At 52.5% G+C, this 23,065-nt stretch carries 21 protein-coding genes and 2 tRNA genes; 1 reads left to right on the plus strand and 22 read right to left on the minus strand.

The window, feature by feature from the left end; all coding sequences use genetic code 11:
* Positions 1 to 28: 28 nt before the first annotated feature.
* The 8 genes from AURUGA1_RS05265 to thiL form a co-directional block, all read right to left on the minus strand.
* Positions 29 to 1,090 (minus strand): aliphatic sulfonate ABC transporter substrate-binding protein, encoded by a 1,062-nt coding sequence (locus tag AURUGA1_RS05265; RefSeq protein WP_205214636.1) that lies wholly within the window; start codon positions 1,088 to 1,090, stop codon positions 29 to 31.
* A 45-nt stretch (positions 1,091 to 1,135) separates the two neighbouring features.
* Positions 1,136 to 1,981 carry an ABC transporter ATP-binding protein gene (locus AURUGA1_RS05270; protein WP_114129189.1) on the minus strand — a complete coding sequence of 282 codons (846 nt, stop codon included), beginning with the start codon at positions 1,979 to 1,981 and terminating at the stop codon, positions 1,136 to 1,138.
* A gap of 137 nt (positions 1,982 to 2,118) precedes the next feature.
* The gene (ffh, locus tag AURUGA1_RS05275; protein WP_114129190.1) at positions 2,119 to 3,672 is read right to left on the minus strand and encodes a signal recognition particle protein; all 1,554 of its coding nucleotides are present in this window, start codon (positions 3,670 to 3,672) and stop codon (positions 2,119 to 2,121) included.
* A gap of 12 nt (positions 3,673 to 3,684) precedes the next feature.
* Positions 3,685 to 4,563 carry a signal recognition particle-docking protein FtsY gene (gene ftsY, locus AURUGA1_RS05280; RefSeq protein ID WP_114129727.1) on the minus strand — a complete coding sequence of 293 codons (879 nt, stop codon included), beginning with the start codon at positions 4,561 to 4,563 and terminating at the stop codon, positions 3,685 to 3,687.
* Positions 4,564 to 4,995: 432 nt separating this feature from the next.
* Positions 4,996 to 5,478, minus strand: coding sequence for a pantetheine-phosphate adenylyltransferase (gene coaD / locus AURUGA1_RS05285; protein WP_114129191.1), 483 nt, complete (start codon positions 5,476 to 5,478; stop codon positions 4,996 to 4,998).
* 43 nt (positions 5,479 to 5,521) lie between these two features.
* The gene (locus AURUGA1_RS05290) at positions 5,522 to 7,729 is read right to left on the minus strand and encodes an ATP-dependent DNA helicase RecG (protein ID WP_114129192.1); all 2,208 of its coding nucleotides are present in this window, start codon (positions 7,727 to 7,729) and stop codon (positions 5,522 to 5,524) included.
* 27 nt (positions 7,730 to 7,756) lie between these two features.
* A complete protein-coding gene (rsmD, locus tag AURUGA1_RS05295; protein ID WP_114129193.1) occupies positions 7,757 to 8,323 on the minus strand; it encodes a 16S rRNA (guanine(966)-N(2))-methyltransferase RsmD in 567 nt (188 codons plus the stop codon).
* Positions 8,320 to 9,324 carry a thiamine-phosphate kinase gene (gene thiL / locus AURUGA1_RS05300; protein WP_240187344.1) on the minus strand — a complete coding sequence of 335 codons (1,005 nt, stop codon included), beginning with the start codon at positions 9,322 to 9,324 and terminating at the stop codon, positions 8,320 to 8,322. Before thiL ends, rsmD begins: the two co-directional genes overlap by 4 nt.
* Before the next feature lie 23 nt (positions 9,325 to 9,347).
* On the opposite strand from thiL, the gene AURUGA1_RS05305 reads away from it, so the two are divergent.
* Positions 9,348 to 9,827, plus strand: coding sequence for a DUF3515 domain-containing protein (locus tag AURUGA1_RS05305; protein WP_240187345.1), 480 nt, complete (start codon positions 9,348 to 9,350; stop codon positions 9,825 to 9,827).
* A 3-nt stretch (positions 9,828 to 9,830) separates the two neighbouring features.
* Here AURUGA1_RS05305 and AURUGA1_RS05310 read toward each other — a convergent pair whose 3' ends face one another.
* The 14 genes from AURUGA1_RS05310 to AURUGA1_RS05375 form a co-directional block, all read right to left on the minus strand.
* On the minus strand, positions 9,831 to 10,928 hold the full coding sequence (locus tag AURUGA1_RS05310; RefSeq protein WP_114129195.1) for a D-alanine--D-alanine ligase family protein: 1,098 nt from the start codon (positions 10,926 to 10,928) through the stop codon (positions 9,831 to 9,833).
* Positions 10,831 to 11,964 (minus strand): NAD(P)H-dependent glycerol-3-phosphate dehydrogenase, encoded by a 1,134-nt coding sequence (locus AURUGA1_RS05315; protein WP_114129196.1) that lies wholly within the window; start codon positions 11,962 to 11,964, stop codon positions 10,831 to 10,833. The genes AURUGA1_RS05310 and AURUGA1_RS05315 overlap by 98 nt, the downstream gene beginning before the upstream one ends.
* Positions 11,961 to 12,692 carry a 1-acyl-sn-glycerol-3-phosphate acyltransferase gene (locus AURUGA1_RS05320; RefSeq protein ID WP_240187346.1) on the minus strand — a complete coding sequence of 244 codons (732 nt, stop codon included), beginning with the start codon at positions 12,690 to 12,692 and terminating at the stop codon, positions 11,961 to 11,963. The genes AURUGA1_RS05315 and AURUGA1_RS05320 overlap by 4 nt, the downstream gene beginning before the upstream one ends.
* Before the next feature lie 6 nt (positions 12,693 to 12,698).
* The gene (murA, locus tag AURUGA1_RS05325) at positions 12,699 to 14,072 is read right to left on the minus strand and encodes a UDP-N-acetylglucosamine 1-carboxyvinyltransferase (RefSeq protein WP_114129197.1); all 1,374 of its coding nucleotides are present in this window, start codon (positions 14,070 to 14,072) and stop codon (positions 12,699 to 12,701) included.
* Positions 14,069 to 14,671 carry a 3-isopropylmalate dehydratase small subunit gene (gene leuD, locus AURUGA1_RS05330; protein WP_114129198.1) on the minus strand — a complete coding sequence of 201 codons (603 nt, stop codon included), beginning with the start codon at positions 14,669 to 14,671 and terminating at the stop codon, positions 14,069 to 14,071. The genes murA and leuD overlap by 4 nt, the downstream gene beginning before the upstream one ends.
* Before the next feature lie 2 nt (positions 14,672 to 14,673).
* Positions 14,674 to 16,086, minus strand: coding sequence for a 3-isopropylmalate dehydratase large subunit (leuC, locus tag AURUGA1_RS05335; protein ID WP_114129199.1), 1,413 nt, complete (start codon positions 16,084 to 16,086; stop codon positions 14,674 to 14,676).
* Positions 16,087 to 16,095: 9 nt separating this feature from the next.
* Positions 16,096 to 17,103 (minus strand): TerC family protein, encoded by a 1,008-nt coding sequence (locus tag AURUGA1_RS05340; protein ID WP_114129200.1) that lies wholly within the window; start codon positions 17,101 to 17,103, stop codon positions 16,096 to 16,098.
* Positions 17,104 to 17,190: 87 nt separating this feature from the next.
* Positions 17,191 to 17,263: transfer RNA gene (locus tag AURUGA1_RS05345), tRNA-Glu, on the minus strand.
* Positions 17,264 to 17,321: 58 nt separating this feature from the next.
* Complete coding sequence (locus AURUGA1_RS05350; RefSeq protein WP_114129201.1) at positions 17,322 to 18,230, minus strand: YegS/Rv2252/BmrU family lipid kinase; 909 nt, start codon at positions 18,228 to 18,230, stop codon at positions 17,322 to 17,324.
* Between the two features lie 70 nt (positions 18,231 to 18,300).
* Entirely contained in the window at positions 18,301 to 19,047 is a 747-nt protein-coding gene (gene aqpZ / locus AURUGA1_RS05355) for an aquaporin Z (protein WP_240187347.1), read from the minus strand.
* 183 nt (positions 19,048 to 19,230) lie between these two features.
* Positions 19,231 to 19,302: transfer RNA gene (locus AURUGA1_RS05360), tRNA-Gln, on the minus strand.
* Between the two features lie 74 nt (positions 19,303 to 19,376).
* Complete coding sequence (gene gltX, locus AURUGA1_RS05365; protein WP_114129731.1) at positions 19,377 to 20,882, minus strand: glutamate--tRNA ligase; 1,506 nt, start codon at positions 20,880 to 20,882, stop codon at positions 19,377 to 19,379.
* Positions 20,879 to 21,991, minus strand: a complete 1,113-nt coding sequence (locus AURUGA1_RS05370) for a branched-chain amino acid aminotransferase (protein WP_114129202.1) — start codon at positions 21,989 to 21,991, stop codon at positions 20,879 to 20,881. Before AURUGA1_RS05370 ends, gltX begins: the two co-directional genes overlap by 4 nt.
* Before the next feature lie 16 nt (positions 21,992 to 22,007).
* Positions 22,008 to 23,060 carry a 3-isopropylmalate dehydrogenase gene (locus AURUGA1_RS05375; RefSeq protein ID WP_114129203.1) on the minus strand — a complete coding sequence of 351 codons (1,053 nt, stop codon included), beginning with the start codon at positions 23,058 to 23,060 and terminating at the stop codon, positions 22,008 to 22,010.
* Positions 23,061 to 23,065 lie beyond the last annotated feature (5 nt).

The raw sequence follows: 23,065 nt of genomic DNA on the forward strand, positions 1-23,065 counted from the left end.
GCTTGATTTTCCTTAGTGAAACTCTGACTTACTTTGCTTCTGCGGCTTCAGTAGCCTTCACGTCAATTTCCTTGTAGGACTTCTTGATGAATTTGGTGTCGTACAGAGTCTTGAGAGCGTCATCGACCTGCGCCTGGGTAGCTACGTCACCGTTAGCAACAAAGACCTTGCCAATTCCCTTGAGGAGCTTGGTCTGCTTCTTTCCAGGAATGGGATTGATATCGATGAGTGTGCGCTCCGTGATGACCTTCTTTGCAACGGGTACTGATAAACCAGATGCCGCGGCAAGAACTGCGTAGGTAGCATCAGGGTTAGCAATTGCGTACTGACGTGCCTGCTCGTAGACGTTAGTCACAATCTGAGCAACATCAGGCTTGTCTGCGATGAAAGATTCCGTGGCGTTGAGGAAGCCATAGCTGTTGAACTCCACGTTGCGGTAAATCAACTGAGCACCTTCGGTTTCTGCTCCAGCAAGGATGGGGTCAAGACCTGCCCATGCGTCAACTGAACCGTTGAACAGTGCAGTCTTACCATCTGCGTGAGCGAGGTTTTCAATGGTCACTGTTGCTGGGTCAACACCAGCTTCTTCGAGTGCCTGGAGCAGGAAGAAGTAGGTGTCGGTGCCCTTTCGAGCAGCAACCTTCTTGCCTTCCAAATCAGCTACGTCCTTGATCTTGGAGTCTGGTCCAACAGCAAGAGCTACCCATTCAGGCTGGGTGTAGATTTCGATGGTTTTGATAGGTGAGCCGTTCGCACGTGCGAGAAGCGCGGCAGAACCAGCAATAGATCCAACATCGAGAGCACCAGCAAGAAGCTTTGCGTTGGCGTCAGCAGAGGACAATGACTGAACCCAGTTGACCTTGATTCCTGTTTCAGCGAGTTCTTCTTCCAACCAGCCATAGTTCTTGATCAGGAGAGACAGTGGGTTGTAGGTTGCAAAGTCGATGTTGAGGGTTTCACCGGTACGGTCAACAACCGCAGCAGCTTCTTCAGTGACGACAGGCTTGGGCTCACTAGCGCAGCCAGTCAGCACGAGAGCAAGTGTTGCAATGCTGGCTGTGACAGAAGCGAGTAGGGATTTTTTCTTCATGATGTGTTTCGTATCTTTCGGATGTAGGTAATGAACAAAGAAGAATTAGATGCTGAAGGTGCTTGTCGTGTGACGATCGACACCCAGGCCGCCAAGCAGTTGAGCTCGGAGTTCAGCTAGTTCTGCGGAGCCACGGTCGCGAGGTCGGCCACCAGGAACTTTCACCAGTTCCGTAATGGTCGCACCGGGCTCCTCGGGCATTCGTCCCAACAAAATAATGCGATCGGCTAATTGGAGGGCTTCGTCAACATCGTGCGTGACCAACAGCACTGTCGTGGGTTCTGCCTCGTGTATGTCAAGAAGTAGATCTTGCATTTTGAGCCTGGTGAGCGCATCAAGTGCGCCAAAAGGTTCATCCAAGAGGAGCACTCCAGGGTTGCGAGCGAGGGCGCGTGCCAGTGACGCTCGCTGAGCCATGCCACCAGAAATTTCCCTCGGGCGTAGATGTGAGGAGGGCGCTAAACCGACGAGTTCAAGTAGTTCAGCAACCCGTTTCTCTCCTGAATCTTTGTCGAGACCATGTGGAAGCCCCAATGCGACATTTTGTGCAACGGTTCGCCACGGAAGTAAACGGGGTTCCTGGAAGGCAAAAGCACAACGAGGATCAATGCCCTCCACTGGGGCCCCATCGATGCTGACATTTCCTGTATATCCAGTGTCCAGCCCGGCAGTGATGCGAAGCAAAGTTGATTTACCGCAGCCACTTGCGCCAAGAATGGCAACGAGTTCTCCCGGCTCAACTGTGATGTTGATGTCTCGGAGTACTGAGGGAGTCTCAGCGGAATCCTTGCGACGAGAGTTCGCCACCTCAAAACTGCGGCCGACCCCCTCAAAGAGCACTTCAAATGCCGTGTTGGTCACGGCATGAGATGAGGAAAGGTTGGAGGGCATGTGTTTCACAGTAGGGAGAACACAAGGATGGCTGCGAATTGAAAAGAAACGTGACGTAACTGAGTTACGTCAGATTACGTAGAGAACAAAAAATCCCCGTATTTGCGGGGATTTATTGTGAGTAATTCTTTATATTTTTAGCCTTTGCCCAACATTTTCTGCAAAGCTTCGAGCTCTTCTGGAGTGGGGCCATCGTTACCTGATGGCTTGGGGAAACCAAAGCCTGCTCCCCCACCTGGTTTTGATGCGGCAGCAGCTAATGCAGCGTTTTCTGCAGCACGCTTAGCCGGGTTTCCAGACTTAGAACCCTTCTTCTTTGCTTGCTGCTTTTTGCCACCGTGACCCATTGCTCCCATGGGGCCCATTCCAGGGATCTGTGGAACTCCACCCTTGGCAACAGTCTTCATCATCTTGGCTGCTTGCTCGAAGCGATTAACCAAAGCATTCACATCAGTGACGGTCATGCCAGAACCCTTGGCAATACGCAGACGACGTGAACCATTAAGCAGCTTGGTGTTCTGACGCTCTGCCTTAGTCATCGACTGAATGATGGCTTCGGTGCGAACGAGCTCACGTTCATCGAAGTTATCGAGCTGTTCCTTCATGGCGCCTGCGCCAGGAAGCATGCCGAGCATTTTCTTCATCGAGCCCATGTTCTTGAGCTGCTGCATCTGCTTGAGGAAGTCCTCAAGGGTGAACGAGTCTGTTGCGAACTTCTCTTGAAGTTGCGCTGCCTCTTTCTCATCAAAAGCTTCTTGAGCCTGCTCAATCAGGGTGAGGATGTCACCTAGGTCAAGAATGCGGCTGGCCATACGATCTGGATAGAACGGCTCGAAGTCATCGAGACTTTCACCGGTTGAAGCAAAAAGAATGGGGCGTCCTGTTTCTGAGACAACAGACAGCGCAGCACCACCACGGGCATCACCATCGAGCTTGGAAAGGACAACACCGGTGAAATCAACACCGTCCTGAAATGCTTGTGCGGTGGCAACAGCATCCTGACCAATCATGGCATCAATGACGAACAGAACCTCGTCAGGGCTAGTTGCCTTGCGAATATCTGCAGCTTGCTTCATCAATTCAGCATCGACGCCCAATCGACCAGCTGTGTCAATGATGACAACGTCGTACTGCTTGTCGTTGGCGAACTTGATTGAATCCTTGGCGACCTTGACCGGGTCTCCCACACCATTTCCTGGCTCCGGTGAGTACACAGCCACGCCAGCATTCTTGGCAACAACTTCGAGCTGCTGAACGGCGTTTGGGCGCTGAAGGTCACAGGCCACCAGCAGTGGCGTGTGCTTATCCTTGGCGAGGTATTTCGCTAACTTTCCAGCCAGGGTGGTCTTACCGGCACCCTGCAAACCAGCAAGCATGATGATGGTTGGTGGTTTCTTGGCGAATTCCAGTCGACGCTGTGCGCCACCAAGAATCGCAACCAGTTCCTCGTTCACAATCTGAACAACCTGCTGCGCAGGGTTCAAAGCTTTGTTCACTTCATCGCTGAGGGCACGTTCACGAACGTCGTTAGTGAACTTCTTGACAACGTTCAAAGAGACGTCTGCGTCTAACATGGCACGACGAATCTCACGAAGTGTGCCATCAACATCAGCAGGAGAAAGTTTTCCCTTGCCACGAAGGTTTTTCAGCGACTCAGTTAGTCGCGAAGAGAGAGTTCCAAAGGTTGCCATAACCCCTCTAGCCTAGCCAACGAGCTGAGCTGCGAAGGCATGTGGCGTGAAGCCCATCAAGTCATTGATACCTTCACCATTACCAACCAGCTTCACAGGAATACCAGTGCGTTCTTGAACCGCCAGCACAAAACCACCCTTGGCGGAGCCATCCAGTTTAGTGAGCACCAAACCGGTTACCCCTGCGTGCTCAAGAAATGCTTCTGCTTGAGATAGTCCGTTTTGGCCAGTTGTGGCATCGAGCACGAGTAAAACTTCAGAGATGGGAGCCTGTTTTTCAATAACACGACGGATTTTGGATAGCTCATCCATCAGTCCGCTCTTTGTTTGTAAACGACCTGCGGTATCGATGATGACTATCTCGGTGCCGTGGTTGATGGCCCATTCAACGGATTGGTATGCCACCGCTGAAGGATCCTGACCCTCTATTTGTGGCCTGACGACATCAACGCCCGCACGCTGTGCCCAGGTGGCCAATTGGTCCACTGCTGCAGCGCGGAAGGTATCTGCTGCTCCAACGACAACAGATTTGCCTGCGTTGGCGATGTACTTGGCTACTTTTCCAATGGTGGTGGTTTTTCCCACACCATTGACGCCAACAACCAAAATGACAGCAGGACGTTCACTGAGCTTGAGGGTCGTGTCGAACTTGTTCAAGCGGTCTTCAATAGCTTCACGTAGTAAACGAACAAAGTCATCAGGATCACTCGTGTTGTACTTGGCCACGTTGGCACGCATGACGTCAATGAGTTCTTCGGTGATGTCTGGGCCGAAATCGGCGCCAAGGAGAGTCTCCTCAAGTTCTTCCCACGTGTTCTCATCGATGGTGACTCGACGGGAAACCTTGGCAGTAGTCTTTGCTGCTGCCTTTTCTTTGGGAGTCTTGGTCACAACCTCAGGCTGAGGTTCCTCAACGACAGAAGGCTCTGAGGTTGCATCTTCTTCAACAATTTCTGGGGCAAGCTCTGGGGCTGGTTCGGGCACAGTGACTGTCTCAGGCTCAGGCACAGGCTCAGGCTCAACTGCAACAGGTTCTTCGACAGGAACTGTGGGCGCAGGCTCAGCGACTAAATCTGGTTCAGCGTGCTGCTTTGGTGCAGATTTTTTGACCGGAGCTGGTTGTTCTTCCTGAGGAGGTTTTACCTCAGCAACAGATTCAACAACTGGCTCAAGCTCCCGTTCGACCTCATCGTTACGAGGCAAAGAAGGGACATCATCGAAAATGTCCTCATCGGGTTCAGCTGATTCTGTTGCACGCCCAAAGAGACCTTTGAGCTTTGCACCTAATGACCAGCGTGATTTTTCTGCCATAGATACAGCGTATTAGGGACCTTGCAGATAGTTTGCCACGACGTGAGGTACGTAGGGACGAACATCTCCACCTAGTGAAGCCACCTGGCGAACCAGTGAACTCGAAACATAGGAGTGGCCTGGTTCAGGCATCAGGAAAACTGTTTCAATTCCCGCAAGGTTTCTGTTGACCATGGCCATAGGGGTCTCGTATGTGATGTCTGTTTGTGTGCGAATGCCCTTAATCAGAACAGTTGCACCGACATCTGAGCAGTAGTCCACGAGCAGACCCATGCTCCACGAAGCCACAAGGACATTTTCACCAAGTGCTGCTTCTTCAATAGCTTCTTCGATGAGCGTTACGCGCTGGGCGATGGGCAGAAGTGCGTGCTTGTCGGGGTTATGCACCACAACCACGTGTACTTCGTCAAAAAGCTTCGTGGCACGAGCAATGACATCGAGGTGCCCCAGTGTGATGGGGTCAAATGAACCAGGGACTACGGCGATCCTGCGCATGTCTCCAGCCTACGCATCTTGGCAAGCACTGGTGAGTTAATTCCTAGTTTTTGTCCAAGAAATCGCGTTCACTTTCACTGAGCCGACGTGCAATTGCTTCTTTGAGGATCACATGTTGTGAGAAATCAGGATCATGTTCAATGATTTGTGCGGCTTCTTGGCGGGCTTGTGCAATAAGGTCCCCATCTCGTGCCGCGCGCAGCAACCTCAACGAAGACCGACCACCTGACTGGTTAGTACCCAGGACATTACCTTCGCTGCGCAGCTCCAAATCAATGCGGGCTAATTCAAATCCATCGAGCGTGCTTGCAACGGCTTCCACACGTTCATGGGCTGTTGTGCCAGGTTGTGCGTGAGTGACAAAAAGTGCCAGCCCCGGTACTCCTCCGCGGCCAACACGACCACGTAATTGGTGTAACTGAGAAACTCCGAACCTGTCAGCATCGAGAACCACCATGGTTGAAGCGTTAGGCACATCAACTCCGACCTCAATCACCGTGGTGGCCACAATGAGATCTATCTCCCCCGCCGAAAATGCCTGCATAACAGCATCTTTATCTTCACTGCTCATTCGCCCGTGAAGCTGAGCAATCCGCCGTTTACCCAACAGGGGATGTTCAGTAAGCAAAGCAGCAACTGCTTCCACTGATGCCTTGGGTGGCGTTTCACCATCGGACTCTCGTTCTTGATCTTCGATGAGAGCATCAGGATCTTCCTCGGGTGCTCCAGAGGCATCAATTGCTGGGCACACCACAAATGCTTGTCTTCCTGAGGCAATCTCTTCCTCGACACGTTCCCAGACTCGCGTTATCCAATTTGGGTGTTCTGCCAGATACACAGCATGGCTCGTGATGCCCGCGCGGCCTTCGGGCAGTCCTGCAATCACGGAAACATCGAGGTCACCAAATACTGTCATGGCCACGGTTCGTGGAATAGGCGTTGCCGTGAGAACCAACACGTGAGGAGTGAGGTCACTTTTCAGACGCAATGCTTGACGTTGTTCAACACCAAAACGGTGTTGTTCGTCCACGACAACCAAGCCCAGGTCGAAGAATTCGACCTTGTCGCTCAGCAGTGCGTGTGTTCCAATCACAATACGCGCTTGCCCGGAGACTGCGCGTAGTAAAGCCTGTCGTTTGGCGGCGGCTGGAAGTTGCCCCGTGAGCAACGTCGGCATCACTGAAGCGGCAAGATCTGGGCCCAGCATGGTAACAATCGAGCGTAAATGTTGTGCGGCTAACACCTCCGTTGGAGCTAATAATGCGGCCTGGCCACCGCTGTCAGCCACCTGCAACATAGCCCGCAAAGCAACCAGTGTTTTTCCTGACCCAACCTCTCCTTGAACGAGTCGGTTCATGGGGTGTGACGAGGACATATCCTCAGAAATTTCCTCACCGGTTTTTTGCTGGTCAGGGGTGAGGGTGAACGGCAGCCTTGCATCCAGCTGGTCAAGATATCCCCCGGCGCGGTGCGGCCGAGGTGTTGCAGCTTGCTCTTGTGCCTGTGCACGTTGTTCCAAGAGTGTGGCCTGAAGGATGAAGGCTTCGTGGAATCTCAACGTTTCACGAGCGAGCTTCCAGTCAGTATCAATCTCGGGTTGATGAATCTTTATCACTGCTTCACTCAACGGCAGCAGCGACCTCTTGGCGCGAACAACTTCCGGCACTGGATCAGAAACCACGGCGCCCTTGCGCAGAGGCTCTAGCACCAGATTTATCATTTTGGCTATTTGCCAACTTGCTAGTGTGCTCGTTGCTGGATAGATCGGAATAGGTAGCAATGCCCATCTCGCTGCTTCGCTCTGTGAGGATTCAGGATTTTCTAGTGCATCAAAGAGCTCGTAATCAGGGTGCGCAAGTTGTAATGCACCTCGATAGGTGCCCACTTTCCCGGCAAAAATTCCCCGGACGCCCGGCTTGAGGTCTTTTGCACGCCAGGCTTGGTTGAAGAAGGTCAGTGTCATGATGCCACCAGAGCGACCATCAGTAATACGCACCTCCAATAGCGACCCTCGGCGAGCGCGCATGGGCCGCTCTCGTACATCAAGAACCTCAGCGACAATCGTGACGTTCTCATTCAGTGGCACATCAGTGATTGCCGTGAGCTCTCCGCGGCGGGCATATCGCCTGGGATAGTGAGAGAGGAATTCTCCGACGGTGTGAAAACCAAATGCCTTCTTGAGGGCTGTTGCATTCTTAGATCCCAGAATGGGCTCCAGCTGCGCATCAAGCAAAGCATCAGAATGTGGCATAGACCTCAGTCTATGTTTGGCCTGTGACTATGTCTGGTAGAGCCAGTGGATAGTCGTTTCTCCATACGCCTTGCTTTTTTCAAGGCTTAATCCCTCTGGTATTTCTGGCACACCGCTTCGTGTACTGCGCTCCAGAACAACATCAGCATCAGAGGCAAGTAAAGGAATGAGGTGCCTCAAGACTTCCGTTATTTCTTCGTTGCTGAGCTCATAGGGTGGGTCAATAAACACTATGTCGAATGACTGCCCAGTAAAGGTCGAAAGAAAGCTCATGACAGATGCCAGATGAACACTGCAAGCGGAGCTGGGAAGCTTGCCTGAGGAACGAATGAGTTCGGCATTAGCTTTAAGCAACGCCCCTGCTTGGTGATTTTTCTCCACCATAACGACTTGGCTTGCCCCACGGCTGAGTGCTTCTAGAGCGAGTGCACCAGAACCTGCGTAGAGATCCAAAACTTGGGCTTGTGTGATGAGGTCTTTTGATTCCAACGCGGAAAAGATTGCTTCTCGAACACGATCACTGGTGGGACGTGTGCCTGTTTTGGAAACCTTCAACTCTCGTGAACCGGCAAATCCTGAAATGATTCGCGTCATGAGAGTTCACCATTCCAACCTTTGAAAGGGTTCCATCCATTTTCTGCAATTGCTGCCCCGCCCATGCTCACATGAGGGGATTCACCGGTTGCACAGGCTCGAACCACGCCAAGGGCATCGAATCCCGGGGGTAATGGAAGTTCAGCTGGGAAGGTCACGATTAAGGCATGATCTTCACCGCCAAAAAGCATTGCTTGTCGGGCATGAGAGGCATCAACCCCAACCTCAATTGCCAGGCGAGAAGCGAGCCCATCGATAACTGCTTCGTCGAGTTCAATGACGACATTGCTTGCATGAGCAATGCGACCAGCGTCCATCACTAACGAGTCAGACACATCCATGGCCGCTCGTGCCCCAGCAACTGCAACAGCCTTTCCCTGTGAGATGGGCGGCCAGGGGGCTAGTTGTGCAGCTCGCAGAAGAGGATGAACATCTTGTGTTCCAGCAAATAGCTCTTCTAGGCCAAGCCCTGCAAGACCCAAGCGTCCGCACACGGCGACGACATCTCCGGGTTGTGCTGATGAGCGCAGTAAGGGCTCTCGTCCCTCTAAATCGCCAAAGGCGCTCACACTGATGACAACCACACTCGAGACGGACAAGTCTCCCCCGACCACACCGCATCCCGGTGCTAGCTCGAGGCACGCGTCATAGAATCCGTCGGCTACAGCTTCGAGGAATGAGACATTCGTTTCTGGCGGAGCAGCGATGGACACGACGAGCCCCGTGGGGACCGCCCCCATGGCTGCCACATCAGCAAGATTGGTTGCTGCAGCTTTGATACCTAACTGATGGGGAGTTGACCACTCCAGCCGGAAGTCAGGGCCTTGAACCATCATGTCGGTGGTGATCACAAACCGAGAATCAGGGGCGCGCATGACAGCACAATCGTCGCCTGGTCCAACGATGGTGAAATCTGAGTGAGGCAGTCTGGGGAAAATACTCGCCAAAATTGCCGACTCGGGCATTTGGCCAAGGGTCGCATTCTCAGGAAAATCTCTCACCCTCTCACGGTAGCCTGAAGAAGATGAATATTCGCATTCGACCCCTCGGGTTTGTCACAGTTGCCGCCATTATTGGGCTGGGTTTAACTAGCTGCGCCGGAGTGGTCCCCATGAAACCTGCCGAGGATTCTAACAATCCTGAATGCGCCAACGTGACGGTGCGTTTGCCTGACACAGTCTCTGAGCTAACAAAGCGGGAAACTAATGCACAAGCCACAGGCGCTTGGGGCACCCCCGCAGCAGTTCTGCTCACCTGTGGAGTGACAGTACCCGGCCCCACAACCTTGCCGTGTGTATCCATCAATGACGTGGACTGGATTGAGGATGACAGTCAAGCACCCTTATATCGGTACACAACCTATGGTCGTACCCCCGCGGTTGAGGTCGTAATTGACTCAGAGGCTGTAAGTGGAACAACGACTCTTGTGGACTTAGGTCCCGCAGTGAGCGTGCTTCCACAAACCTCTCAGTGCACCGACATCACGGATGTTTTCTCAGAGTAGGAATTAGTCTTCCGCATGATGCGCGAGTGCAACCTGAATAAGTTCATCAATCAGTTCTGAATAACTGAGCCCCGTTTCTTGCCAGCACCTCGGGAACATCGAGATGGGCGTAAAACCGGGCATCGTGTTGATCTCATTCAGAACGTAACCTGTTTCGGTGAGGAAGAAGTCCACCCGCGCCAAACCTGCGCCACCGATTGCTTCAAAGGCACGAATGCTCAAACGCTGGAGCTCAGAAAGCTCGTCTGCGCTCAACTGCGCGGGGCAGACTAAATCAATTCCTTCAGCGCCAAGATATTTTGCTTCAAAGTCATAAAAGTCTCGCCCAGAGACAACTATTTCTCCAGCGACGGAAGCACGCGTTGGCTCACCTGGCATTCCTTGGAGAACTGCGCACTCGACCTCTCGACCAACAATTCCAGCTTCTATCAAAACGTGATCGTCTTCCAGGAATGCCTCATCCATGGCCTGAGCAAACTCGTTCCAGTTGGATACCTTGCCCACTCCCACGCTCGAACCAGCCCGGGCAGGTTTAACGAAAACAGGTAATGGCATTTGTTCCGCCATGGCCCGAATAGCTTGAGGACGTTTATGCCAGTCATAACGCTTGATGGTTCGCCAGGGAGCTACCTCGATGCCAGCGGCTTGCAAGACAGTCTTCGTGAAGTGCTTATCCATACCCAAGCTCGAAGCTAAAACCCCTGAGCCCACGTATGGAAGGCCATACAACTCGAGCATGCCCTGAATGGTTCCGTCTTCACCAAAAGGTCCATGCAAAATTGGGAATACAACGTCGACGTTGCCGAGAGAACGATCTGCCCCATCCCCCGAGAGCCATAATTCGTTTGTATGAGCAGAATCAGGCCAGATAATGCGGGTGCCATTATCTTCAACTTCTGGAAGCTGGCCAGGGATGAGAACGTAATCATCGGGGTTAGCACTGGCTAAAGTGAAAGCTCCATCACGGGTAATCCCGATTGGTAGCACGTCGTAGCGATCACGGTCAATCGCTTGAAGAACTCCCCGGGCTGTCGCGCAACTGATTGAATGCTCGCTTGAGCGCCCCCCAAACAACACCGCCACCACGAGTTTGGTAGTCATCGAGGCTCCTTTCGCCCTGAGGCTCATCCGTATCAGTAGTGAGGTGAGGTGCAATGTCCTTCGGGTCGAGCGTACCGGCCAATACCTGACTGACCTGCTCGACGATAGGCATGTCGACTTCACGCGCACGTGCCAAGGTCAACACAGGTGCAACTGAAGCAAGCCCTTCTGCCGTTTGCTGCATTTGGTTTGTCACCTCTTTGAGGGTGTATCCCTGACCGAGCAGACGTCCTGCGGTGTTGTTTCGTGACAACGGAGATTCGCAGGTTGCGATGAGGTCACCCAGGCCGGCCAGACCTGCAAGGGTTTCTGGCTGAGCACCATAGGCAACAGCAAAATCCGTCATTTCTGCCAAACCACGTGTGATGATCGAGGCTTTGGTGTTATCTCCATAGCCAACTCCATCCACAATGCCCACCGCAACGGCAATCAGGTTTTTGAGTACCCCACCAAATTCGGTTCCGGGCACATCAGTGTTGACAAAACAACGGAAGTAACGGTTAGAGACTGTTTGTGCGACCACGCTTGCAGTGTCGAGAGACTCACTGGAAATAACAGCTGCTGTGGGTTGCTCCTTAGCAATTTCAAGTGCCAAGTTAGGCCCTGATGCAACTGCAATCAAGTCTGGGCTAATGGGCAGCTCTTCGGCAATGACCTCGCTCATGCGCAGACCAGTCTTCTTCTCCACGCCTTTCATGAGGGAGATTACAATTTGGTCATCACGCAAGAGCGGTGCCAGTTGCACAAGGTTTTCCCGTAGCGTCTGACTAGGGACGCAGAGGTATACCTGTTCTGCTTGATTGACTGCTGCTGCCATCGAGCTCGTGGCGACAAGATTCGAAGGAAGTCGAATACCACGCAAATAGTCGCTGTTGCGATGGGTTTCATTGATATCTGCGGCGAGGTCGTCGCGGCGTGCCCAGAGCATCACATCATTGCCGCTATCAGCAAGGATCTTGGCAAATGTGGTTCCCCAACTGCCAGCACCGAGTACAGCAACTTTACGTGCGGGAGGAGTTAGTGGTTTCTTACTCAAAACCGCCCCGTCTCACTCTGGTTGTGATCTGCTGGGTTCCAGCGAACTTCTGGTGCTTTCTCACCACGTAAGTCTTCCAGTAAAGCAGTGATGGCGTCCATCACCTTGGTAGTAGCTTCGGTGAGAGTTTTGTTATCCAAAGGCTTTCCCACGAATTCACTGAGGTCAACGGGGTCTCCAACTTTGACATCGATAGTGTGACGAGGAAACACATTCAATTTGTTGGAGTATCGCGCCATGAGTTGTTGGGTGCCCCAGTGCGCTACCGGAATGATCGGGATATCAAGTTCTAGAGCGAGGCGGACAGCGCCACTTTTTCCACGCATAGGCCACATATCAGGATCTCTGGTCAGAGAGCCTTCTGGATAAACAATGACGGTGCGTTCTTTGGCAACAAGTTCTTTCGCCGCGTTAAGTGCTGCAGAACTGCGAGTAGATCCCCCACGTTCAACGGGAATCTGGCCAGACTTTAACAAAATCCAACCCAGTACAGGAATTTTCAAGATGCTTGCTTTGGCCATAAATCGTGGCAAGCGTCCGAGATACCAGGTAGCTGTGCCGATGACGACCGGATCAATGTTGGAGTAGTGATTGGGCGTGATGATTGCTGCGCCGGTTTGAGGCATTTTTTCGCGGTCATGAAACCGAAATTTCACCATCAAGCCCATGAGCGGAAGGGCAAAGAGGGCAAAAAGCCAAAAGATAGATGGCTTGCTGCGTTCACTCACGAGAGGTTACTCGCCCTCGATAACGAAGTCGGCGCCGAGTTGGCGCAGCTTGGTAATGAAGTCACCATATCCACGGCTGATGATTCCCACATTGCTCACTCGTGATGTTCCCTTCGCCGTGAGAGCAGCGATGAGGTGGCTAAAGCCGCCGCGCAGGTCCGGAACTTCAATATCTGCGCCGTGAAGTTCAGTTGGTCCAGAAATGACTGCTGAGTGTAGGAAGTTCCGTTGACCAAAACGACACGGGTGACCGCCCAAACATTCGCTGTGCAGTTGGATGTTGGCGCCCATCTTGACGAGGGCATCAACAAAACCAAAGCGCTGTTCGTAGACCGTCTCATGCACGATAGAGACACCATTAGCTTTCGTCAGCGCCACTACCAAGGGCTGCTGCCAGTCGGTCATAAAGCCGGGGTGAACGTCAGTCTCGACAACCACTGGCTTCAGCTCTCCGCCTGGGTGATAGAAACGAATACCGTCATCGTGAATTTCAAACGCACCACCAACCTTGCGGAATATGTTGAGGAAGGTCAACATTTCTGCCTGCTGAGCTCCGCCAACGAAAACATCTCCGCCTGTGGCTAGGGCTGCTGAGGCCCAGCTTGCTGCTTCGTTGCGGTCAAACAATGCTCGGTGGGTATACCCCTGGAGCTTGTCCACACCCTCAATTCGAATGACACGGTCGGTATCGACAGAGATGATGGCGCCCATCTTTTGCAGGATGTTGATGAGGTCCATGATTTCTGGCTCAATGGCTGCGCCAGAAAGCTCAGTCTTTCCCTTAGCACGAACAGCGGTAAGGAGAACTTGCTCGGTGGCTCCAACGCTGGGGTAGGGCAAAGAAATCTTGGTTCCAGTGAGACCATCTGGCGCAGTCATACGGATACCAGTTGGCAATTTCTCAATAACAGCTCCGAAACTACCAAGCACTTCTAAGTGGTAGTCAATGGGGCGGTCTCCAATACGGCAACCTCCCAAATCTGGGATGAAAGCTTCGCCAAGACGGTGCAGTAATGGACCACAGAACAAGATCGGAATACGGCTAGAGCCAGCGTGCGCATCAATATCCGTCATATGCGCAGATTCAACACCCGCAGGATCAAGAAGAAGAATGCCTTCTGCAACGTTGTGCTCAACTTTGACGCCGTGAACTTCAAGCAGTCCCTTGACTACACGCACATCGCTAATGTCAGGAACATCGCGCAATTCGCTGGGGCTCTCCCCCAGCAACGCAGCAACCATGGCCTTGGTGACAAGGTTTTTTGCACCCTTGACCTCAATACGACCGGTGAGAGGAGATCCACCATTAATCGTGATGGTGTCCCCAGAGAGGCCTACACGCGCGCCTGCGGCTCTCGCATCATTTGCAACAGTGTTCATGCATGCCTCGCAGGAAGGGTCCTTGGGCGCCAAGATTCACGGCGCGCTTCAAAATCATTGATGGCTTGTTCGTTACGCAAGGTTAGCGCGATGTCGTCTAGACCTTCGAGCAAACGCCACCGAATGTAATCATCAACCTCGAACGGAACAACGAGATCACCGAGAGTTGCTTTCTTCTCCACCAAGTCAACTGTGAGTTCTACACCGGGTTGATCCTCGAGGGCTGCCCAGAGTTTTTCACAGTCAGACTCTGAAATTACACCGGTCAGCAAACCTTGCTTTCCAGAGTTTCCACGAAAGATGTCAGCAAATTTGGGTGCCAACACAGCGTCGAAACCATAATCACGCAGCGCCCACACAGCGTGTTCGCGAGAAGAGCCGGTGCCGAAGTCAGGACCTGCAACCAGGACTTTAGCTCCTTGATACTCAGGTTGGTTCAAAATGAATTCTGGATCTTGACGCCAGTTTGCAAAGAGTGCGTCATCAAAACCTGTCTTGGTGACACGCTTGAGGTAGACAGCAGGGATGATTTGGTCGGTGTCCACGGCACTTCGACGAAGTGGAACACCAACACCGGTCACAGAAGTAAATTTCTCCATGGTTAGCCTTCCACGTCTGAGGGGCTTGAGAGCGTGCCACGAATTGCGGTGGCAGCAGCAACCAATGGCGATACGAGGTGGGTGCGACCACCTTTACCTTGGCGGCCTTCAAAGTTACGGTTCGATGTCGAGGCACAACGCTCCCCAACCGCGAGTTGATCTGGGTTCATGCCCAAACACATTGAGCAGCCAGCGAAGCGCCACTCTGCTCCAAAGTCGGTAATGATTTTGTCGAGACCTTCAGCTTCTGCTTCTAAACGAACTCGGGCAGAACCAGGAACAACCATCACTCGAACGCCGTCGGCTTTCTTCTTGCCCTTGATGACGGACGCAAAAGCGCGAAGGTCTTCTATACGTCCGTTAGTGCATGACCCCATGAAGACTGCATCGACAGGAATATCTTTGAGTTTTGTGCCCGGGGTGAGGGCCATGTATTCCAGTGCACGCTGTGCAGCAATGCGCTCGTTGGGATCTGAGAAATCATCTGGCGAGGGAACAACGCCACTCAGTGATGCACCCTGACCAGGGTTAGTACCCCAGGTAACAAAAGGCTCGAGTTCATCCGCGTTGAGAGTGACCTCTGCATCAAAGACAGCACCTTCGTCTGTGGGCAGCGTCTTCCAATAAGCAACGGCTTCATCCCAGTCAGCACCTTGTGGAGCGTGAGGACGACCTTCCAGGTAGTCAAAAGTGGTCTGATCGGGGGCAATCATTCCTGCACGAGCTCCTGCCTCAATGGACATGTTGCAGATAGTCATTCGTGCTTCCATCGAAAGAGCTTCAATCGCGGAACCCCGATATTCAAGAACGTAACCTTGCCCACCGTTGGCACCAATTTTGGCGATGACAGCCAGGATGATGTCTTTAGCGGTGACACCAGGTTTGAGTGTTCCCTCCACGTTGATGGCCATGGTTTTGAAAGGTTTCAGTGGAAGTGTCTGAGTAGCGAGAACGTGCTCAACCTCGCTCGTGCCGATTCCAAATGCCATAGCCCCAAAGGCGCCGTGAGTGGAAGTGTGTGAGTCGCCACAGACAACTGTGATTCCTGGCATTGTCAAACCAAGTTGTGGCCCGACGACGTGAACGATTCCTTGCTCCACATCACCGAGTGAGTGCAGTCGGACACCGAATTCTTCGGCATTGTTTCGCAGGGTTTGAATCTGGACCCGGCTGGTTTCATCCGCGATGGGCTTATCGATATCCAGGGTAGGAGTGTTGTGATCCTCTGTTGCGATGGTGAGATCGAGACGACGCACAGGTCGACCTGCCTGACGCAGGCCATCAAACGCTTGTGGGCTAGTAACTTCGTGTAGCAGGTGAAGGTCGATGTAAATCAGATCGGGGGTGCCGTCTTCACCCTTTACGACCAAGTGGTCATCCCACACTTTTTCCGCGAGAGTTCTAGGTTTGTTCACCTTGTAATTCTACTTCGAACCGGTGGTTACCTTGTTCTCGGCAGCTTCAACCCTACGCATCTTGATCACGCTGGCAATCGTGGCGACAGCCATTGCTGACACGATAACCAGAAGTGAGGTGACCGTGCTGATTTCTGGCGCCCATGCGATGGGTTCTCCCCCGTTGACGAAGGGTAATTCGTTGACGTGCATAGCGTGAAGAACCAGCTTGACACCGATGAATCCCAGAATGAAAGCGATTCCGTATTTGAGGTATTCCAGCTTGTCGAGGAGGCCACCGAGCAAGAAGTAGAGCTGGCGTAGGCCCATCAAAGCAAAGACATTAGCTGCAAAGACAAGGAATGGGCTGGTTGTGATACCAAAAATCGCAGGAATGGAGTCGAAGGCGAAAATAACATCCGTGATGGCAATGGTAATAAACACCACAATCATGGGGGTGAACATCTTTTTGCCGTTGTGGACGGTACGAATCTTTGCGCCGTCATACTCCGGGGACATCGAGATGCGCTTGCGAAGGAACGCAATAAGTTTGCTTTCGGTTTCTTCCTCGTCTTCATGGGAACGGAAAGCTTGGTGCCATGCGGTGTACAGCAAGAAACCACCGAAGATGTAGAAAATCCAGGAGAAGTTCTCGATGAGGGCAGCGCCTAAAACAATGAAGATAGCGCGCAAGACCAGCGCCATGATGATTCCCACCATGAGCACTTCCTGCTGATACTTCTTTGGCACTGCAAAACGGCTCATGATGATCACAAAGACAAAGAGGTTATCGATGCTCAGGCTGTATTCGGTCAGCCAACCAGCATAGAACTGACCTGCATGTTCAGCATCTCCTATCGCGAGAATGGCCACACCAAACAGAACGGCAAGCAGAGCATAGAAGCCGACCCACAGAGACGCTTCGCGCATGGAGGGAACGTGGGGTCGTTTGAAAATGATGAGAAGGTCAGCAATCAAAATTGCCGTCAAGACAATCAGCGAACCAATTTCAAACCACGCGGGGAGAGCACCATCCATAGTGCTATAAGGCTACAGGGGCTTTCGGATTGAGATGTACCTCACAGAAAACAAAACCCCCACCCGAAGGTGAGGGTTTTGTAATTGTGACCCCAGCGGGATTCGAACCCGCGTTACCGCCGTGAGAGGGCGGCGTACTAGGCCGCTATACGATGGGGCCGTTGCGACCTGTCAATAATGCCACACATGGCCGTTTGCCACATAATCCGTTGGGTGAATTAGAGAAGGATTCGCACTGCAGAAGGCACAACGTCCACCTCTACAGGCAATGGCCACACCCGCTCCCCATCGGCATAAGCAACGATGCCTTCTGCATCAATTCTCACCTGTGTGCCCTGTTGGATGCTGACCTCAGGTTCTGTGATGTGTGTTCCAGCAAAAACACGAGGAAACAGTCTCAGGAATCGCACTTTCGACAGCGGTTTCAAAACAAAAACATCCAGCAGGCCATCCTCCATGCTTGCCTGTGGTGCCACCTTCATACCGCCACCCATACTTGTGTTGTTTGCCACAGAAATAAGCATGGCTTTCTGAGTAGTTGAAACACCATCAATAGTGATGCTGTAATCCACCGGCCTGAAAGCAAACAACTCGCGCAAGAGGGCGATGATGTAACGACTTTTGCCTTGTGGCCTTTTCATTGTGTTTGCCCGCTCATTCACTACTGCATCAAATCCTGCAGAAAGTATGCTGGCAAACCAGCGAACCTGCGTTCCATCACTCGAGGTGACACGCCCCAGATCCAATCGTTGCGGTTCACGTGAGAGAGAATCAAGAAGCCTGTTTACCGCGGCGGGTATGTCTCCTATGGGAAGACCAAGACCTCGCGCTAAATCATTGCCCGTTCCCGCTGGGATAACACCGAAGGGAATAGATGTTTGTGCAACAGCATTGACGGCAAGTGACACCATGCCATCCCCACCAACCACAACGAGGGCGTCAGGAGTCAACGCCAGTGCTCGATTGACCTTTCCATTGAGTAAGTGAAAGTCCTCGGCTCGAAGCTCGGTCACCTCATAACCTGCATATTCAAGAGCAGAAACAGTTGCAGCTCCAGCACCAGCATGGGCGCCAAATGACGCAGTGGGGTTTATTGCCACAACAATGGGGCCTTGGCCAAGTTTCACCTTTTGATTATGTCGCTAAAAACACAGATGCCCACTCCGGAATCGGAATGGGCATCTGTGTTTGAGCTATTTAGTCACCCTTGCGGTTGAGCATAACCCGGTAGGTCAAACCAGCCAGTGCTGCACCCGCAAGAGGAGCCACGATGAATACCCACAACTGTGACATCGGGAATGCGCCACCGTAGACAGCGGTTGCCAGAGAACGGGCTGGGTTAACCGAGGTGTTGCTGATGGGAATAGTCACAATGTGAATAAGTGTCAGGGTGAGACCAATTGCCAAGGGAGCAAATCCCACGACGGCAAGCTTGTGAGTGGTTCCGAGAACAACCCAGACAAGCAGTGCGGTAAAGAAAACTTCAGCAAGGATGACCGCCGTGAGACCAAATCCACCGGGGGAACCTTCACCATAACCGTTGGACGCAAAACCTGCCTCAGTGGACATCAAAAGGAATCCCAGAGGGCCATCGGTAGCAATGAGATAGATCAACGTGGTTGCAAGCAAGCCACCAACTATCTGAGCCAGAACATAGGCAGGCACGTCTTTCCAGGGCATGCGTTGAGCGAAAGCCAACCCAACGCTCACAGCAGGATTGAAGTGCGCCCCAGAGATGCGGCCAACTGAATAGGCAGCAGCCAAAACCGCAATACCGACGGCTAAAGCGACACCAAGAATGCCAACCCCGTTGGTGTCTTCATGGAATCCTGCAGCAAAAATAGCGGCACCAATAAGGCCCAATACGAGAACAAATGTTCCCCAGATTTCAGCAAGAACACGTGCAGTCATGCTGTGTTCTTCGACGTCTACTTTTTCAGACATGTATTTCCTCGATTCGAAAGCGGATGTGCTTTCCCACGATAGGTGTCACCTGTTTATGTCGATCAAAACACGCCATCTAAGCTGTGAATTGAACTCAATCGAGTGCGTTTTTGAGGTATTTATCCCTCAATTTTTGTCAGGAATTAACGAGAAAAACCCCCGCATAAGCGAGGGTTTGACTTGCTGGGGTACCTGGACTCGAACCAAGAACAAAGGTACCAGAAACCTTCGTGTTGCCAATTACACCATACCCCACCGGGCCTGGGCTAAGCCCTGAACCGACTCCCTAGCCTAACCCACGAGGGCCACGCTAAACAAACTCGGCAAGGCTAGCGTTCGTTGAAACGAACCAGACGTTCAATAGTGTCTTTCTTGCCCAAAATCTCCATTGATTCAAACAGCGGAGGAGAAATGCGACGTCCCGAAATCGCTGTTCTCAATGGACCAAAGGCATTACGTGGTTTGAGTTCTAAACCTTCGATCAGCGCTTCATTGAGAGAAGCCTGAATCGTGTCGTGCGTGAACTCTGACTCAGGAATGAGCTCAAGAACATTCACCGATGCAGCGACAATTTCACCGGAATTCTCTGGAAGGCCTTTGAGTGCATCCTCCGCATAGTTAATCTGCGTTGCGGGAGTGAATAAGAACTCGAGCAAATCGGGTGCTTCACTCAACACGTTCATTCGTGTTTGGACTAAAGGGGCAGCCAAAGAAAGAATCTTCAGCTGCTCCTCTGTGGGGTTATTGCTGAGTACGTTGCCTGCTTGCAGATAGGGAACCATGCGAGCGGTGAAGTCCTCCACAGAAAGCAGTCGAATGTGGTCGCCATTGATAGCGTCCGCCTTTTTCTGATCAAAACGCGCAGGGTTGGGGTTGACATTCACCACGTCAAAGGCCTTCACCATCTCCTGGATGGTGAAAACGTCACGATCGTGAGACAGAGACCATCCCAAGAGAGCAAGGTAGTTGATGAGACCTTCAGGGATGAAACCACGGTCACGGTGGTGGAACAGGTTTGCTTCCGGATCACGCTTGGAAAGTTTCTTATTTCCCTCCCCCATGACATAAGGCAAGTGACCAAAACGTGGGATGTGGGTGGTGAATCCTGCATCGATGAGTGCGTGATACAGCGCAATCTGCCTAGGAGTTGACGAGAGCAGATCTTCACCACGCAGAACGTGCGTGACCTGCATGATGGCGTCATCTACGGGGTTGACCAGCGTATAGAGGGGGTCACCGTTGGGACGAACTACGACAAAGTCAGGAAAAGACCCAGCCGGGAAGGTGATTTCTCCGCGAACCAAGTCATCAAAAGTGATGTCCTCGTCTGGCACGCGAACACGCAGTGCAGGCAGGCGACCTTCAGCGCGGTAAGCAGCCTTTTGTTCTTCGGTGAGGTCGCGATCAAAGTTGTCATAGCCAACCTTGGGGTCTTTGCCAGCGGCGATATTGCGCGCTTCAATCTCTTCGGGAGTGGAGAAGCTCTCATAAACACGGCCGGTTGCCTTGAGCTTCTCAATGACTTCTTTGTAAATGTCCGATCGCTGAGACTGGCGGTAGGGCCCGTGAGGTCCGCCCACATTTATGCCTTCATCCCAGTCCAAGTTCAACCAGGTGAGCGCATCAATGATTTGCTCATAGCTTTCTTCCGAGTCGCGGGCAGCGTCAGTATCTTCGATGCGGAAAATAAACTTTCCACCAGTGTGACGCGCATAAGCCCAGTTAAACAGGGCAGTACGCACAAGACCAACGTGAGGAGTTCCCGTCGGCGAGGGGCAAAAGCGAACGCGGACATCACTTCCGGTGGCCGTGGAGAATGGGTAATTGGTTGTCATGCGTCGAGCCTGGTCATCCATCCGTGACGGTCAGGAAGTCTTCCATACTGGATGTCGGTCAGTTCCTTACGCAAGCTCATCGTGAGCTCCCCAGCTGGAGCATTTGGATTTCCTACAGAGAGGCCATCTGCGCCAATGAGTTGACCGATAGGAGTAATTACCGCTGCAGTGCCACAAGCAAACACTTCCGCAATCTGACCTGAGGCAACGCCTTCCTTCCATTCGGAGATGGGTACGGTGCGTTCTTCAACCTCGAGACCACGATCGCGTGCCAAAGTAATAACACTTTCACGGGTAATTCCCTCAAGAATTGTTCCAGTGAGTTTCGGAGTCACAATCTTGCCATCCTTGTGGACGAAGAAGACGTTCATTCCACCGAGTTCTTCCACGTTAGTGTGAGTTTCTGAATCAAGGAAAAGAACCTGAGCACATCCGTTTTCATAAGCCTCAACCTGAGCAAGTAGCGATGACGCATAGTTTCCACCACACTTTGCTGCACCGGTTCCGCCTTTACCCGCGCGGGAATATTCAGTGGTGAGCCAAATCTTCACAGGGGCAACACCCTGAGCAAAGTAAGCACCCGCAGGAGAAGCAATGAGGTAGTAGCCAACCTTGTGCGCAGCACGAACACCCAGGAAGGTTTCGTTGGCAATCATGAACGGACGCAGATACAGGCTAGTCTCAGGCGCAGAGGGCACCCACTTGCCATCAACAGCTATGAGTTGCTTGATTGATTCAATGAAATCGGGAACTGAAAGTTCTGGCAAAGCCATCCGGCGCGCTGACCGCTGTAGACGCAGAGCGTTCGCTTCGGGACGGAAAGTCCAAATGGAGTCATCGGCGTGACGGTATGCCTTGAGCCCTTCGAAGATTTCTTGACCGTAGTGCAGAACAGATGCTGCAGGGTCGAGGGTAAGTGGACCATAGGGCTGGACATGCGCGTTGTGCCACCCCTGTTCAATGGTCCAGTCTATGGAGACCATGTGGTCGGTGAAGTGCTTACCAAAACCGGGGTCAGCAAGAATTTCCTCACGCGCAGCCTCAGCTCGTGCCGACGTTGAGGGTGTGAGTGCGAAGTTCAGCGGAAACGACGACGTTTCAGTGCTCATGATCTTCCCTTACTTTCTAGGACAGTCGGGCAACAATAGCGTCGCCGATGTCTCTGGTTTGACGAATGGCAGTCCCACGTTCTGAGAGGTCAGCTGCCACGGCATCATTGATGCGGGCAGCGGCCTCGGAGTATCCAAAGTGATCAAGCATGAGAGCAACGGAGAGAATTGCAGCTGTGGGATCTGCTTTTTGCTGACCAGCAATGTCCGGAGCTGAGCCGTGTACTGGTTCAAACATGCTGGGGAACGCGTTGGTGGGGTTAATGTTTCCGCTGGCGGCCAGACCGATACCACCACTAATTGCGGCTGCCAGATCGGTGAGAATATCTCCGAACAGATTGTCGGTGACGATGACGTCGAAACGTGAAGGGTCCGTGACAAAGAAGATCGTGGCAGCATCGATGTGCAGGTAGTCCACGTCAACCTGAGGGTATTCGGTAGCCACAGCGTTGACGATGCGACTCCATAGTGAGCCGGCGTTCACCAAGACATTTGTCTTGTGGACCAGGGTGAGCTTTTTGCGATCACGCTGAGCGGCCAACTCAAACGCATAGCGCACGACACGCTCGACACCGTGTGCAGTGTTGACAGATAGTTCGTTGGCAATTTCGAATTCGGTGCCCTGACGCAAAGCCCCGCCGTTGCCCACATACGGACCTTCGGTGCCTTCACGAACGACAACAAAGTCAACTACTCCAGGGTTCGCCAGTGGGCTGGTCACTCCGGGGAAAATCGTCGTAGGACGCAGGTTCACGTAGTGGTCAAGGCTAAAGCGGAGTTTAAGCAACAGGCCACGTTCAATAATCCCGGCGGGAATACGGGGATCTCCAGGCTTACCACCGACAGCTCCGAGCAAAATAGCTTCGTGCTGTGAAATGGCAGCAAGATCCTCATCGTTGAGAACATCACCGGTTTCGAGGTAGCGGTCAGCACCAAGAGAGAAATGAGACTTTTCAACGACAAGGTCAAACTGTGACGCAACAACATCTAGCACTTTGACCGCTTCGGCAATAACTTCTGGGCCGATGCCGTCCCCGGGGATAACTGCGAGCTTGAGTGTGCGTGACATGAGAC

The sequence above is a fragment of the Aurantimicrobium sp. MWH-Uga1 genome (genome assembly GCF_003325955.1).
Lineage (GTDB): Bacteria > Actinomycetota > Actinomycetes > Actinomycetales > Microbacteriaceae > Aurantimicrobium.

Coding starts and splice junctions, on each gene's coding strand:
- AURUGA1_RS05265 (WP_205214636.1), bottom strand. CDS start 1,090: ATGAAGAAAAAATCCCTACTCGCTTCTGTCACAGCCAGCATTGCAACA.
- AURUGA1_RS05270 (WP_114129189.1), bottom strand. CDS start 1,981: ATGCCCTCCAACCTTTCCTCATCTCATGCCGTGACCAACACGGCATTT.
- ffh (WP_114129190.1), bottom strand. CDS start 3,672: ATGGCAACCTTTGGAACTCTCTCTTCGCGACTAACTGAGTCGCTGAAA.
- coaD (WP_114129191.1), bottom strand. CDS start 5,478: ATGCGCAGGATCGCCGTAGTCCCTGGTTCATTTGACCCCATCACACTG.
- AURUGA1_RS05290 (WP_114129192.1), bottom strand. CDS start 7,729: ATGCCACATTCTGATGCTTTGCTTGATGCGCAGCTGGAGCCCATTCTG.
- rsmD (WP_114129193.1), bottom strand. CDS start 8,323: ATGACGCGAATCATTTCAGGATTTGCCGGTTCACGAGAGTTGAAGGTT.
- AURUGA1_RS05305 (WP_240187345.1), top strand. CDS start 9,348: ATGAATATTCGCATTCGACCCCTCGGGTTTGTCACAGTTGCCGCCATT.
- AURUGA1_RS05310 (WP_114129195.1), bottom strand. CDS start 10,928: ATGACTACCAAACTCGTGGTGGCGGTGTTGTTTGGGGGGCGCTCAAGC.
- murA (WP_114129197.1), bottom strand. CDS start 14,072: ATGAACACTGTTGCAAATGATGCGAGAGCCGCAGGCGCGCGTGTAGGC.
- leuD (WP_114129198.1), bottom strand. CDS start 14,671: ATGGAGAAATTTACTTCTGTGACCGGTGTTGGTGTTCCACTTCGTCGA.
- AURUGA1_RS05340 (WP_114129200.1), bottom strand. CDS start 17,103: ATGGATGGTGCTCTCCCCGCGTGGTTTGAAATTGGTTCGCTGATTGTC.
- aqpZ (WP_240187347.1), bottom strand. CDS start 19,047: ATGTCTGAAAAAGTAGACGTCGAAGAACACAGCATGACTGCACGTGTT.
- gltX (WP_114129731.1), bottom strand. CDS start 20,882: ATGACAACCAATTACCCATTCTCCACGGCCACCGGAAGTGATGTCCGC.
- AURUGA1_RS05370 (WP_114129202.1), bottom strand. CDS start 21,991: ATGAGCACTGAAACGTCGTCGTTTCCGCTGAACTTCGCACTCACACCC.
- AURUGA1_RS05375 (WP_114129203.1), bottom strand. CDS start 23,060: ATGTCACGCACACTCAAGCTCGCAGTTATCCCCGGGGACGGCATCGGC.